The sequence below is a fragment of the Sphingobium sp. WCS2017Hpa-17 genome (genome assembly GCF_031843765.1).
In the GTDB taxonomy this organism is placed as follows: domain Bacteria; phylum Pseudomonadota; class Alphaproteobacteria; order Sphingomonadales; family Sphingomonadaceae; genus Sphingobium.
Genome location: NZ_JAVTIV010000007.1, coordinates 81,329 through 95,092 on the forward strand (window position 1 = coordinate 81,329; position 13,764 = coordinate 95,092).

At 62.5% G+C, this 13,764-nt stretch carries 10 protein-coding genes; 6 read left to right on the forward strand and 4 right to left on the reverse strand.

Annotated features, from left to right (window positions below; all coding sequences use genetic code 11):
* Nucleotides 1-166 precede the first annotated feature (166 nt).
* The 3 genes from RQH62_RS12410 to RQH62_RS12420 all read left to right on the forward strand — a co-directional run bounded on the left by RQH62_RS12410 (nt 167) and on the right by RQH62_RS12420 (nt 3,182).
* Nucleotides 167-1,768 (forward strand): phosphoenolpyruvate carboxykinase, encoded by a 1,602-nt coding sequence (locus tag RQH62_RS12410; protein ID WP_311269065.1) that lies wholly within the window; start codon nt 167-169, stop codon nt 1,766-1,768.
* Nucleotides 1,769-1,884: 116 nt separating this feature from the next.
* Nucleotides 1,885-2,196: a hypothetical protein gene (locus RQH62_RS12415; RefSeq protein WP_311269066.1), complete on the forward strand. Its 312-nt coding sequence runs from the start codon at nt 1,885-1,887 to the stop codon at nt 2,194-2,196.
* Between the two features lie 167 nt (nt 2,197-2,363).
* Complete coding sequence (locus RQH62_RS12420; RefSeq protein ID WP_066600555.1) at nt 2,364-3,182, forward strand: ferredoxin--NADP reductase; 819 nt, start codon at nt 2,364-2,366, stop codon at nt 3,180-3,182.
* A 62-nt stretch (nt 3,183-3,244) separates the two neighbouring features.
* On the opposite strand, the gene RQH62_RS12425 is transcribed toward RQH62_RS12420, so the two are convergent.
* The 4 genes from RQH62_RS12425 to RQH62_RS12440 all read right to left on the reverse strand — a co-directional run bounded on the left by RQH62_RS12425 (nt 3,245) and on the right by RQH62_RS12440 (nt 7,031).
* Entirely contained in the window at nt 3,245-3,715 is a 471-nt protein-coding gene (locus tag RQH62_RS12425; protein WP_311269067.1) for a hypothetical protein, read from the reverse strand.
* On the reverse strand, nt 3,715-5,541 hold the full coding sequence (locus tag RQH62_RS12430) for a DUF885 family protein (RefSeq protein WP_311269068.1): 1,827 nt from the start codon (nt 5,539-5,541) through the stop codon (nt 3,715-3,717). The genes RQH62_RS12425 and RQH62_RS12430 overlap by 1 nt, the downstream gene beginning before the upstream one ends.
* Nucleotides 5,542-5,626: 85 nt before the next feature.
* Entirely contained in the window at nt 5,627-6,178 is a 552-nt protein-coding gene (locus RQH62_RS12435) for a hypothetical protein (RefSeq protein ID WP_311269069.1), read from the reverse strand.
* A gap of 223 nt (nt 6,179-6,401) precedes the next feature.
* Nucleotides 6,402-7,031: an NYN domain-containing protein gene (locus tag RQH62_RS12440; RefSeq protein ID WP_311269070.1), complete on the reverse strand. Its 630-nt coding sequence runs from the start codon at nt 7,029-7,031 to the stop codon at nt 6,402-6,404.
* A 541-nt stretch (nt 7,032-7,572) separates the two neighbouring features.
* On the opposite strand from RQH62_RS12440, the gene RQH62_RS12445 reads away from it, so the two are divergent.
* The 3 genes from RQH62_RS12445 (at nt 7,573) to RQH62_RS12455 (ending at nt 13,704) form a co-directional block, all read left to right on the forward strand.
* Nucleotides 7,573-9,642, forward strand: a complete 2,070-nt coding sequence (locus RQH62_RS12445) for a TonB-dependent receptor domain-containing protein (RefSeq protein WP_311269157.1) — start codon at nt 7,573-7,575, stop codon at nt 9,640-9,642.
* A gap of 111 nt (nt 9,643-9,753) precedes the next feature.
* A complete protein-coding gene (locus RQH62_RS12450; protein ID WP_311269071.1) occupies nt 9,754-10,569 on the forward strand; it encodes a CoA ester lyase in 816 nt (271 codons plus the stop codon).
* Between the two features lie 210 nt (nt 10,570-10,779).
* Nucleotides 10,780-13,704 carry a TonB-dependent receptor domain-containing protein gene (locus RQH62_RS12455; protein WP_311269072.1) on the forward strand — a complete coding sequence of 975 codons (2,925 nt, stop codon included), beginning with the start codon at nt 10,780-10,782 and terminating at the stop codon, nt 13,702-13,704.
* Nucleotides 13,705-13,764: the final 60 nt, after the last annotated feature.

A 13,764-nucleotide genomic window follows, 5' to 3' on the forward strand; every position in this document is an offset into this window, starting at 1 on the left:
GGGACAAAGCCCCATGCACGGGGATTTGACGCTGTGTCCGCAAAGCCCTATGCCAATGACTGTCAGCAGCAAGAGACGCCGTGCGAACACAAGCGGTGCTCAAGGGGCGGATCGACCGTATTCACAAAGAGTGAAGCGGTAGGGAAACCATATCAGGAGTAAAGGCGTGCAGGCCAAATCCTCAATCACCCTGGCCGACCAGGGCATCACCACCCATGCCACTCAGTTCTGGAATCTCGGCACGGCGCCGCTGGTCGAAGCAGCGGTCCGCAACGGCGAAGGCATATTGTCCAAGGATGGTCCGCTGGTCGTGAAGACCGGCAAGCATACCGGCCGGTCGGCGAGCGACAAGTTCATCGTGCAGGATGCCGAGACGCAGGACACGGTGTGGTGGGGCAAGACCAACGTGCCCATGACGCCCGAGCATTTCGCTGCGCTGAAGGAGGATTTCCTCAAGGCGCTGGGCGAGAAGAGCACGCTTTATGTCGCCGACCTGTTCGGCGGGTCGCAGCCGGAGCATCGCGTCAATGTGCGCGTGATCAACGAGCGCGCCTGGCACAATCTGTTCATTCGCACGCTGCTGGTACGGCCGAGCGCCGAGGAACTGACGGACTTCGCGCCTGAATATACCATCATCGACCTGCCGACCTTCAAGGCCGACCCGGCCCGCCATGGTTGCCGCAGCGAAACCGTGATCGCGGTCAACTTCACCGAGAAGCTGATCCTGATCGGCGGCACCAGCTATGCCGGCGAAATGAAGAAGTCGGTGTTCGGCATTCTCAATTATCTGCTGCCGGTGAAGGGCGTGATGCCGATGCATTGTTCGGCCAATATCGGCGCGAATGGCGACACGGCGGTCTTCTTCGGCCTATCGGGCACGGGCAAGACGACGCTGTCGGCCGATGCCAGCCGCACGCTGATCGGTGATGACGAGCATGGCTGGTCGGATACCGCCGTCTTCAATTTCGAGGGCGGCTGCTATGCCAAGATGATCAACCTGTCGGCCGAGGCTGAGCCGGAGATCTTCGCTACCACCAAGCGGTTCGGCACGGTGCTGGAAAATGTCGTGATCGACGAGGAGACTCGCGAGATCGACCTGGACGACAACTCGCTGGCCGAGAATAGTCGCGGTTCTTACCCGATCGACTTCATCCCGAACACGTCGGAGAAGAATCTGGGTCCGGTGCCCAAGAATATCATCTTCCTGACCGCCGACGCCTATGGTGTGCTGCCGCCGATTGCGCGGCTGACCCCGGAACAGGCGATGTATCATTTCCTGTCCGGTTACACCGCGCGCGTCGCGGGGACCGAGATTGGCGTGACCGAGCCGACCGCTACCTTCTCCACCTGTTTCGGTGCACCGTTCATGCCGCGCCATCCGTCGGTCTACGGCAATCTGCTCAAGGAGCGGATCAACAAGGGCGGCGTGACCTGCTGGCTGGTCAATACCGGCTGGGCGGGCGGCAAGGCGACGATGCCGGGCATCAAGCGCATGCCGATCAAGGTGACGCGCGCGCTGCTGAACGCGGCGCTGGACGGCAGCCTGAACGAGGCCGAGTTCCGCACCGATCCGAACTTCGGCTTCGATGTGCCGGTGGCGGTCAATGGCGTGGAGCCGACCATCCTGGACCCGCGCGCCATGTGGGCCGACAAGGACGGTTATGACGCGACCGCCGCCACGCTGGTGAAGGCGTTCGTGGACAATTTCGCGCAGTTCGTGGACCATGTCGACGATGGCGTGCGCGGGGCTGCACTGGTCGCTGCCTGATCCATCGCATTGCGCAAGACAAGGGGCCGGGGGAGCGATCCTCCGGCCCTTTTGCTTTGGATCAGGGGCGCAAGCTGCTATCATGTAGCCCGACCTTTTATGCGGGAGTTTTGGGCATGTTTGACGATCTGATTGGCAAATTCGGCGGGCTGGACGCGATCGCGGCGCAGATCGGCCTGACCCCGGAACAGATGCAGGGCCTGTTCAGCGAGATCAGCGCCAAGATCGGTTCGGGCGAGACGAGCGTGTCGGCGCTGGCCGAGACGGCGGCCGAACATGGCGTGTCGGCGGACAAGTTGCAGGAATTGCTCGGTACGTTCGGCGGACCGGAAGCGATATTGGGTCAGTTGGGCGGCTTTTTCGACAAGGATGGCGACGGCAATCCGCTGAACGAACTGGGCGGCATCGCCAAGGGCCTGTTCGGTTAAGCGATAGGGGCGGGGCGCCCGCACAAAGGGCGCCCTATCGGGACCACAAGTTTTTTTGGCCTTGCCTTAATGGTGCGGGCGGGCCATTCGCGGATTTCGACTTTATTGCGAACGATCCGCAAAAGGCGTCGCCGGTGCGATGCCTCATAGACTGCAAGGATGGACTGTTGACCGACGAGACGATCGAAAAGCCGGTTCTGGAACCCACCGGCGCGCTTTCCGTGGAAACCGTGCTGTCGGTGAAGCATTGGAACGAGCATCTGTTCAGCTTCCGCATCACGCGGCCGGCCAGCTTCCGCTTCCGGTCGGGCGAGTTCATCATGATCGGCCTGAAGGGCGATAATGGCAAGCCGCTGCTGCGCGCCTACTCGATCGCCAGCCCCGCCTGGGACGAGGAAATCGAGTTCCTGTCGATCAAGGTGCAGGACGGTCCGCTGACGTCGAAACTCCAGAAGATCGAGCCGGGCGACCAGATCTATCTGGGTCGCAAGCCGACCGGCACGCTGGTGACCGACGCGCTGTTGCCGGGCAAGCGGCTGTTCATGCTGTCGACCGGTACGGGTCTGGCGCCGTTCCTTAGCCTGCCGCGCGATCCTGACGTGTATGAATTTTACGAGCAGGTCGTGGTGGTCCATTCGGTGCGCCGGGTGAGCGATCTGGCCTTCCGCGACGAGATGGAGGGCAAGTGGTCGGAAGACCCGCTGGTGTCGGAACAGGCGCCGAACCAGTTCCATTATGTGCCGACCGTGACGCGTGAACCGTTCGACGGCCACACCGCGCGGATCGACAAGCTGGTCGAGAGCGGCGCGCTGTTCGAGGGGATTCCGGGGGCGGCGAAGTTCGACCCGGAAACCGACCGGATCATGATGTGCGGCAGCATGGAGATGATCAAGCAGTTCGGCGCCTATTTCGAGGAGCAGGGCTTCACCGAAGGCTCCAACGCGGCGCCGGGGCAGTTCGTGATCGAGCGGGCCTTTGTTGGCTGAGGGCTGACACGCGAGAGAATGAAGAAGGGCCGGGGGAGCGATCCTCCGGCCTTTTTTTTCTTTCAACCTTTGAAATGAGGTGATGGAGTTCTCATCTTGGGGCGCGGAGGCCCGCCGAAGCGAGGATCCATCTTCCGAACCTTGTAAAATGGCAGCGAATAAGCGGGGTATCTCGATCCACTGCGGTCGAGATAGAGAATCCATGTTTCACCCACTTTAGGCAAAGGTTCGCCATCGTCGCAATCGCCACCGCCATGGCTGCCCGTACGGTGGAGATAAAACAGGCTGCCTTTGGGGACGCCATGTGCGACGCTGATCGTTATAGCTTTGGCTGACCAAGGCTCGTTATGTGGTTCGTGCGGACCGTCATAAGCGGCACTGACGATTTTGGCTGCAACGATCCGTTCATATTGTCTGGATGCAAGTTCATCCTGCGGCGTGAAGACGGCGCAAGCATGGGCGGATGGTCCCATGACAAGGCAAAGCCACAGGCCGATCATCATTTTGCCTATGGGAACTGCCGTCTGAGCCATTACGCCCCCTTCCGCTCCGCTACCCAGCTGTCGATGCTCTTGCCCAGCACCGTCATCGGCACGCCACCGCCCTTGACCACGGCGTCGTTGAACAGGCGGAAGTCGAATTTTTCGCCCAGCGCCTTTTGCGCTTGTCCCCGCAGGCGGACGATTTCGCCATGGCCGACCTTGTAGCCGCAGGCCTGACCCGGCCAGGCGCAGTAGCGGTCCACTTCGCCCTGCACATCCTCGATACTGGAGCCGTTGGTGGTGGCGAACCAGTGGATCGCCTTGTCGCGGGTCCAGCGCTTGGCGTGGAGGCCGGTGTCGACCACGAGGCGGCAGCAGCGATAGGCGATGGACTGGAGATAACCCAGCCGCCCGGCGATGTCGCCGTCATAGGCGCCCAGCTCGTCGCCCAGCTGTTCGGCATAGAGCGCCCAGCCCTCGCTATAGGCGTTGAAGGCGAGGAGCGAGCGGATGAGGGGCAGTTTATAGGTATATTCGCCCTGCCAGATATGGCCGGGAATCCCCTCATGATAGCAGAGGGTGGGGAGCGAATAGCGCGGCCAGATGCTGGTGTCGCGCAGGTTGATATAATAGTTGCCGGGGACCGAGCCGTCGATCGAGCCGGCGCCGGCATAGGCGCCGGGCGCGCCCGCTTCGATCTCCACCGGCACGCGCTTCACGATGAGGTTGGCGGGGACGAGGGTGGCGAAGGCGCGGGGCAGACGGGTGCGGATGTCGGCGAGGCGGCCGTCGATGAAGCTGAGGATCTGCTGACGGCCATTGTCGTCGTTGGGGAAGAGGTAGCGCGGGTCTTTGCCCATGGCGGTCATGCGTTCGCCGACCGTGCCTTTGGTCATGCCCAATCGCTTGAGCAGGCCGTCCATTTCCGATTGCAGCGCGGTGAGTTGCTGGAGGCCGAGCTTGTGCACTTCGTCGGGCGACATGGTGGTGGTGGTGCCGGCCTTGAGCGCCCAGGCATAATAAGCGTCGCCGCCGCGGAATTTCCACACGCCCGCGTCCATCGTGGCCCTGGCGCGCTGACGTTGCAGTTCGGCGACCTGGCGGGCGAGGGCGGGGGTGACGGCGTCGCGGACGATCTGCGCAGCCTTGGCACCATAGTCGCCGGGCATGTCCTTCGTGCGGCGGGCGATCGAGGCGACGGGCACTTGTTGGTCGATCGGCTGGCCCTGCACCATGGCCATTTGCCTGAGCGTCTTGTCGAGCAGGAAGGCGGGGGCGGTGACGCCGAGGCCGGCGTCATGCTTCAGCCGTTCGGTTTCGCCGTCGAGGTTCGCGGCATAGAGTTGCAGCCGGGCGAGATAGGCGTCGGCGTCGGCCGTGTCCCTGATGACATGGTTGGAGTCGAGGAAATCGGGGGTTTCGACGAAGCTGCCGGTATTCTGCGCCACGGCATAGGGGCTGTTGCGATAGGACCAGTTGCTGTTCATGATCGCCATGTCGCCGAAGGGGAAGGTGAAGCCTTCCGCCGCGGTTTCATGCGCGGTCAGCACCACTTCCACGTCGATGCGGGTCGCGGGCGAGAGCGGGGCGAGGTCGATGGCGCGGAGTTTGGCGAGGCGATCCTGCACATGGGCGGCGATCTGCGCCTGCCCTGCCGGCGTCTTGTTGCCGAGGCGGCTCTTGAGCGCGGCACGGGCGCCTGTGTCGAGGCCAAGGCCGCTCGCGGTTTCGGGGGCGTCGGCCAGCATCGCTTCGGCCATGTCCGCCAGCAGCGCCTGCGCGGCGGCGTCCGCGCCGGTGGCGGCGCGTGCGGGAAGGGCGCCGAGGGTGACGGCGGAGGCGCCGGCTGCGAGCAGCGCGCGGCGGGTGGTCAGCATGGGGGGAAGTCTCCGGTGGGTTTCGTCCCCTTAACTTCGCATATTTCCCGCAGATTTCGACATGTTATTTCCTATTGGCGACAGATTATGACAAGGCGGGGGTGGGGGCGAGGGACGGTGGCATGGCGCCGCTGGCCTGCATGAGGATGGGGTGGATGCACTGCCATTCCTCGGGCGAATAGGGGCCGGCCTCCGCCAGCCGGGCGAGCATGTGGCGGGTGGCGATCCGCTCGCGATGGGGGAGGATGGTGCCGCTGTCGCGGCAGTCGGCGCCGAGTGCGCGCAGGGCGGCGAAGAGCAGGCGGTGATTGGTTTGGGTGCGCGTGCCCACCACCTGTCCGCGCCGGACGATCGGGCGCTCCTGCCTTTCCTTCGCGATGGCGATGGCGCGGCCCCGGCTTTCGTCCAGCCCCATTTCCAGCGCCCAGTCCCAGGCGGCGGCGAAGCTTTCCGCGCCGGGTCGCGCCCGCAGATAATAAGCCGACCGCGGCGAACAGCCGACGCTGCGCGCCGCCTGCGCTACCACGCCGCAGCGGGACAGCGCGGCGATGAAAGCCTTTTGGGCGTCGGACGTCCACCCCCGCGCGCGGCGGGCGAGGAGGACGGGGGCGAAATGGAGGAGATCTGGCTGGGTCATGCCGGGGAGGGTGGCATGAAGCGGTGCGTGTAGGACAGGGAATAGGGTTGATTGCAGAATGTCAGGTAACGGGCGAGACGCGACGGATAGCTGCCGATATCATGGGCGGGGCGGACGCTTTGGTCATTCGCGGGCGAATAATCTCAATCACCCAGGGCAAAGGCACTTCTGTTACCCGGCTCTAACTTGAACGCATATTTCCGGCACCGCCAGATGAGTCAGTCTATTTGCGTAGCAACTCAAAGTCTCCCGCATTTAAAGTCCGAAACTCATGCACCTGAGGCTCAAGCGCTATAGAGATACCTCGGTTGATAAACGCAACCTCATTCCGCCAGCCCTTGCCGAGTGATTTCATAAGAGCGGGGACGTAGTCAGAATCGCCTGCAACAAGAACGATCGTTGCAGGTCCTTCCTGTGACCAAACAGTCTCTACAATTTCGGCGATCAAGAAGGCGTCGTCCTGCTTTGAGCGATTGCCAGAGCCGAGATAGCCTCGTCTCACCGTAAATCCCTTGGCCTCGGCGGCTTTCCAGAAACTATCATCATCGGGAATCACGCCCGCTATATAAGCGCTGGCGACAGGACAGACATTACCTTCCGTATCTCGGCAGACCTCAGCGAGCATTTGCCCGAAGTCTATCCTAAAGCCTTTGCCCTTTTCGTGATTTGTAATTCCGTAAAAGAGGTTTTGATCGTCTACGAACACGTGAACACGCCGATCAATCAGTTCCGCATGCGCTCCGGCTCGTCCCGTCCGGAAAGTCTCCTTGTCCGCTTTCTTAGCAGAAGACCGATTTTTACTCGGCTTCTTCGCGGCATTTTCAGAAGCCTTCTTGGAGTATTTTGAAACCACGTTTCACCTCGCTAGCGGTCAGAGATTGGCGCTCTCCACCAAAGTGGCGATCAACTGGGTAATTTCAAGGTGGATACGCCTACGAAACGATATTATGCGATATATCAATTTGGACTCTTGTGATTTGGCGTTCCCCTAGGAATGTAAGTAAATTCCAACTGGGCGGAAACGCCCGCGGCTAAAAGGGTTTATGGACGTCCGGTTGCGAGTTGAGGCTTGTCTCTTCAAGCGTCCGATATTGGTGCATGGGCGACCGCCATGGAGAGTGGCGGATCGTCGCCATGGCGTGACAAATATGGCTGCCGCGCTGTCTGCAATGCCCAACCCATCCCATCCGCCGCCAATCCGTCTCCCCTCTGTAACGAATGGTTTCCCTCACTCCCGACCCGCTCCACTTCATTGACATCCCCTTGCGGCACCTCTCAACGGCGGGCGTATTAGTGAGACGCATTCGCATTAGCTTTGAGGGGGATTTATGGGGTCGACGCGGTTGGGTGTTGTGGCGCGGGCTTTTGGTGGGGCCGGGGTGCTGGCGCTGGCGATGATGGGGCAGGTGGCGATCGCGGCCGAGGCGACGCCGGAGGCCGGGCCGGCGGAGGGCGACAGCAGCTCCGCGATCGTCGTGACGGCGGCGGGCTATGAGCAGAATATCGTCGAGGCGCCGGCCAGCATCACCGTGCTGGGGCGCGAGGAATTGCAGGAAAAGCGGTTCGGCAGCCTGGCCGAAGCGCTTCAGGACGTGCCGGGCATCGACGTCGGCGGCGAAGCGGGCAAGACCGGTGGCCTCAACATCTCCATTCGCGGCATGCCCAGCGACTATACGCTGGTCCTGATCGACGGCCGTCGCCAGAATGCGCCGGGCGGGGTGACGCCGAACGGCTTTGGCGAAACGTCGACCAGCTTCATGCCGCCCTTTGCCGCGATCGACCGGATCGAGGTGGTGCGCGGGCCGATGTCCACGCTCTATGGGTCGGACGCGATGGGCGGCGTGGTGAATATCATCACCCGCAAGGTCGGCGACCGCTGGGTCGGCACGGCGAGCGCGGAAAGCACGATCCAGGGCGACGACCGGTTCGGTAATATCCAGTCGGTGAACGGCTTCATGCAGGGGCCGGTGATCCGCGACCTGCTGGGGCTGACGCTGCGGGGCAGCGTGTTCCATCGCGAGGGATCGAATATCGATATTCCGGGCGATCCGGCGCTGACGCTGGGGCGCAATCCGGTGCGGTCGGACGTCTATAATTATGGCGCGCGGCTGAGCCTGACGCCCCATGCCGATCATGATTTGTGGTTCGAGTTCGACCGCAACGAGCAGAATTATGACAATAGCGAGGGGCAACTGGGCACGCTGGGTTCGGGCGGCTATGCGCCGGAACAGCGGTTCAACCGTTCCAACTATGTCGCGGCGCATACATGGCGCATGGGCTTTGGCCAGCTGGATACGACGCTGACCCGCAATGAGACGGAAACGATCGGCCGCCTGATCCCCAATGGCACGCCGGGCGCCACGCCGGGCAGCGCGCGGACGTTGGAAGCGCGCAACGACATATTGGATTCGCGCTTTGCCGGGAAGGTCGGGCCAGTCGCCTTCACCGTGGGTGGCCAATATTGGAAGGCGCGGATGGTCGAGGGCGTTGCCCCCGAGCCGTTCAAGTTCACCCAGTGGGCGGGCTTTGCCGAAGCGACTTTGACCGTGACGGACGGGTTCAACATCACCGGCGGCGCGCGCTACGACAATCACAGCACCTTCGGCGATAAATGGTCGCCGCGCATCTATGGTGTGTGGAACATCAATGAGGCGCTGACGCTGAAGGGTGGTGTCAGCCGTGGCTTCAAGACGCCGCGGGTCGAGCAGATCGCCAGCGGCATCATCGGCTTCGGGGGGCAGGGGCGTATTCCGCTGATCGGATCGCCGGACCTGACGCCCGAAACCAGCACCAGCTATGAAGCGGGCCTCTATTATGACGCGCAGGGCTTCTTCAGCGGCAATGTGACCCTGTTCAACAACGACTTCACCGACAAGATCGCGACGGGCACAGGTATCCCCAACTGTCAGTTCGCGGGTAATCCGAACCGGCCCGGTTGCCTTGATGTCGGGCCGTTCCCGACCGTCGATCTGCTCGGCCAGTCGGTCAATATCGATAAGGCGCGGACGCGCGGGGCCGAAGTGGCGACCCGTTTCCAGTTCACCCCCGCTTTGTCGCTGTCGGCGAACTATACCTATACCGAAACGGAGCAACTGAGCGGATCAGAGGAAGGCTTGCCGCTGATCGGCATGCCCAAGCATATGTTGAACGGCAATCTGCGCTGGAAGCTGGGCGAAAAGTCCAGCGTCTGGGCGCGGGCGGAAATCCGGTCCAGTCGCTATCGTGGCAATAATGCGCAGCAGGTCGCGGTCAACGATTTCCGCAGCTATGAGGTGTTCCATGTCGGTGGTTCCTACGCGATCACACCGGCCTTCCGTCTGGCGGCGACGGTCTATAACGTGCTGGACACCGATTTTGCCGTCTATGTGCCGTATATGAGCGGCGCGAACACCGTCTATACGCCAGCCTATTCGATCAATCAGGAAGGGCGGCGGCTGTGGCTGTCGGCGACGGTGGACTTCTGATGCTCCGCCGGGCGACGGGTTTCCGTCGCCCGGTACGATTGGGGGTTGGGAGCGGGCTGGCTATTGGCTAACGGGAGGGTGAAGCCATCCAAGGCCACACGGAGAGTGTCCATGCAGTTGCGCCATGCCCGTTCCATCCTGTTCCTGCCCGCGTCCAACGTGCGCGCCATCGCCAAGGCGCGGACGCTGCCCTGCGACATGGTGATACTGGATCTGGAGGACGCGGTGCCGGATGAAGCCAAGGACAGCGCGCGCGACGGGGCGGTCGCGGCGCTGGCAGAGGGCTTTGGCGAGCGGATCACGGCGTTGCGGATCAATGTCGAGGGGACGTCCTGGCATGGGGTGGAGATGGTCGCGGCCAAGACGGCGGCGGTCGATTATATCGTGCTGCCCAAGGTGGAGCATGCCCGGCAGGTCAAGGATGTGTTCAGCGTCTGCCACAAGCCGGTGATCGCGATGATCGAAAGCGCGCAGGGCGTGCTGGCGGCGGTGGAGATTGCGCGGGCGGAGGGCTGTGCCGGGCTGTTCATGGGCAATAACGACCTGCGCAAGGATCTGGGCATCCCGCCGTCGGCCGGGCGGGCGGGGCTGAGCCATGCGATGCAGGCGGTGGTGCTGGCGGCGCGGGCGGCGGACATTGCGGTGTTCGACGGCGTGTTCAACCGGCTGGACGACGAGGCGGGGCTGGAGGCGGAATGTGCCGAGGGCCATGCGCTGGGCTTCGACGGCAAGACGCTGATCCATCCGAGCCAGGTGACGGTCGCCAATCAGGTGTTCGGCCCGGACGCGCAGGCGCTGGCGGACGCACGCCGGCTGGTCGAGGCGGCGACCGGCGGGGCGGAACGGTTCGAGGGGCGCATGATCGAGACGATGCATGTCGAGGAAGCACAGGCGCTGATCGCGCGGGCCGAGGCCGTGGGCGAATAAGTCCAATGCCGTAGCGGAAAGAGCGGATTCCGGGCGGTTTTGCCGGTCAGTTTCCGTTAATCATGCCGTGTTGCAGTGATGCTACAGTTGGCAACAAAAGCGCTACAATGCTCTCCATTCGTCGCAGCGCGGTTGATCCCGCCCTGCGCTTTTGGCGTTTTCCGTTGATCGGGCTCTCCCCCTAGAGCTTCGGAAACAGAGGGATATTTCATGCAACGCACCGCTGCGGCGGCGCGCAGGCTCCTTGCGGCCAGCGCGCTCACGACCCTGTTCGCCCTTCCCGCGCTGGCACAGGATGCTACACCCGCCGATGATGGCGACACCATCGTCGTCACCGGCAGCCGTATCCAGCGCAGCGATTACAATATCGCCAACCCGCTGGTGACGGTGACGGCCGCGACGCTGGAACAGTCGGGCAACGTCCAGATCATCGATACGCTGGCGCAGAATCCGGCGCTGATCAATTCGCTGGGCGGGGCGCGGACGTCCGGGTCCAACAGCGATTTCGGCGCGGTCGGCGTCGCGCTGCTCGACCTGCGCGGTCTGGGTGAGGATCGCACGCTGGTGCTGGTCAATGGTCGCCGCCATGTGGCGAGCCTGGCCGGGTCGGCGGCCGTCGACATCAACACTATCCCCAACGACCTGATCGAAGGCGTGGACGTGCTGACCGGCGGCGCGTCGGCCATTTATGGCGCGGACGGCGTGTCGGGCGTGGTCAATTTCCGCCTGATGCGCAATTTCGAGGGTTTCAAGGCGAGCGGGCAGGTCGGCATTTCCAGCCGGGGCGATGCGGGCCAGCGCTACGGATCGCTGACCTATGGCAAGAATTTCAGCGACGGGCGTGGCAATATCGCGTTGTCCTACGAGTTTCGTGAGCAGGACCGGCTGAGCAGCTTCAATCGCAGCCGCACGGGCGATCCGCTCCATACCTATGGCATCGTGCGTGATCCGGCGGACATTCCCGACAATCCCAATGTGCCCGACCGCCGGCCGTTCAACAATCTGCGCTATGCCGACAGTTCGCTGGGCGGCGCGATCGACGTCGATTTCGATGGCATCCCGGACTTCACCGGCGAGGGCAAGGTCTATGATCGCGGCCTGCTGCTGCCGTCTTCGGGCGGCCTGACGCAGGGCGGGGACAGCACGCCGCTGGCCGGCTATCAGGGCGATTTGCAGGCCTATAACCGGGTGCATAATTTCAACCTGCTGTCGCATTATGATTTCAGCGATGCGGTGAAATTCTTCTTCGAAGCCAAATATGTGAAGAACAGGACGAAGACGCTGGCGCAGCCTTCGTTCGACTTCTTCACCTATTTGTCGCCGGACAATGCCTATTTGCAGGACCAGTTCGGCGATCTGGCGCCCGAAGGCGCGCTGGTGTCGCGCGACAATTTCGACATGGGCGTGCGCGGCGAGAAGAACAGCCGCGAGACGATGCGCTTCGTCGGCGGGTTCGAGGGCGCGATTTCCGATCATGCGAAATATGAACTGTCCTATACGTTCGGGCAGACCAAATCGAAGGTGCTGCTGACCGACTATCGCATCGGCGACCGGTACTGGGCGGCGATCGACGCGGTGCGCGATCCGGCGACGGGCCAGATTGTCTGCCGATCGGATCTGGACCCGACGGGCAACATCAATCCCGACAATTATGATGCGCCGGCGACCACCTTCACGCCGGGCGCGGGTAGCGGGTGTCGTCCGCTCAACCTGCTGGGCAATGGATCGCCCAGCCAGGCGGCGCTCGACTGGGTCAATGCGGACATCATGAACCGCGCCAAGATCCAGCAGCATGTGATATCGGGATCGATCTCCGGCGATTTCGGCCAGTTCTTCGAACTGCCGGGCGGTCCGATCGGCTTTGCGCTGGGCGCAGAGTATCGCAAGGAAAAGAGCCTGTTCATCACCGATGATCTGCTGAAGCAGGGCGCGCTGGCCGATTTTGCCGCGCAGCAGAATTCGCGCGGCAGTTTCGACGTGAAGGAAATCTTCGGCGAATTGTCGGTTCCGGTGCTCAAGGAAGTGCCGTTCGCCTATAATCTGAGCTTCGGCGCGGCGTTGCGCCTGTCGGATTATTCGACCATCGGCAAGACCACGACCTGGAAGGTCGATGGCGTCTATGCACCGATTCCCGACATCAGCTTCCGGGGTACCTGGTCACAGGCGGTGCGCGCGCCGAACATCAACGAATTGTTCGCGCCGCTGAACGGCAGCTATGCCTTCATCGGCGATCCGTGCGATCCGGTCTATATCAACGAGGGGACGCAATATCGCGTCGCCAATTGCCAAGCGACACTGAGCGCGCTGGGTCTGTCACCTGCGCAGATCGCCGCCTTCAATCCGGAGAACGACCCGACCGCCACGGTCAGCCTGCCCGGCAACACCGGCGGCAACCGCAACCTGCGCGAGGAAACGGCGCGGACCTGGACGGCGGGCGTGGTGCTGCGTCCCAGCTTCATCCCCGGCCTGATCGCCTCGTTCGACTGGTATGACATCAAGCTGAAAAATGCGATCAACTCTGCCACGGCCGAGGAAGTCGCTGAACTGTGCGTCGACCAGCCCAGCCTGGACAATGTATTCTGCGGCAATATCAGCCGCGATGCGACCACCGGCTATATCAATGGCTGGTTCGTCCAGCCGCAGAATGTGGCCAATTTCCGGACGTCGGGCGCGGATTTCAAACTGAACTACGGCTTCAAGACGGCCAAGGCCGGCAATTTCGCGCTCACATTGGTCGGCGGTTATCTCAACAAGCTGGAATTCATCGCCACCCCCGGCGCCGCCGTCGATATCGATCGGGAGGAAGCCTATTATCCCAAGTGGAACGCGACCGGCGACATCACCTGGACGCTGGACAAGCTGACGGTCAACTATGGCATCAGCTGGTTCAGCAAGACGCGCCGGTACGAGCTGGAACAGACCAACGCCAATCCCGACATCGCGGCACCGGAATATCTGCGCTACAAGGAAAAGTGGCAGCACGACATTTATGTCGCCTATGATGTGGACGAGCGGTTCCGCTTCTATGTCGGTGCGAACAACCTGTTCGACCAGCAGCCCTCGATCGCGTCGAGCAACTATCCGATCAGCTATGTCGGCCGTTATATGTATGCGGGAGCCAAGATCACGATGTGATCGGGTCCGGGCATCAGGATTAAAGGAAGGGGCGGATATTCTCCGCCCCTTTTTTATGGA

Bases quoted from the DNA above. Each gene is read 5' to 3' on its own strand.
- RQH62_RS12415 (WP_311269066.1), top strand. From the start codon at position 1,885: ATGTTTGACGATCTGATTGGCAAATTCGGCGGGCTGGACGCGATCGCG.
- RQH62_RS12425 (WP_311269067.1), bottom strand. From the start codon at position 3,715: ATGGCTCAGACGGCAGTTCCCATAGGCAAAATGATGATCGGCCTGTGG.
- RQH62_RS12430 (WP_311269068.1), bottom strand. From the start codon at position 5,541: ATGCTGACCACCCGCCGCGCGCTGCTCGCAGCCGGCGCCTCCGCCGTC.
- RQH62_RS12435 (WP_311269069.1), bottom strand. From the start codon at position 6,178: ATGACCCAGCCAGATCTCCTCCATTTCGCCCCCGTCCTCCTCGCCCGC.
- RQH62_RS12445 (WP_311269157.1), top strand. From the start codon at position 7,573: ATGATGGGGCAGGTGGCGATCGCGGCCGAGGCGACGCCGGAGGCCGGG.
- RQH62_RS12450 (WP_311269071.1), top strand. From the start codon at position 9,754: ATGCAGTTGCGCCATGCCCGTTCCATCCTGTTCCTGCCCGCGTCCAAC.
- RQH62_RS12455 (WP_311269072.1), top strand. From the start codon at position 10,780: ATGCAACGCACCGCTGCGGCGGCGCGCAGGCTCCTTGCGGCCAGCGCG.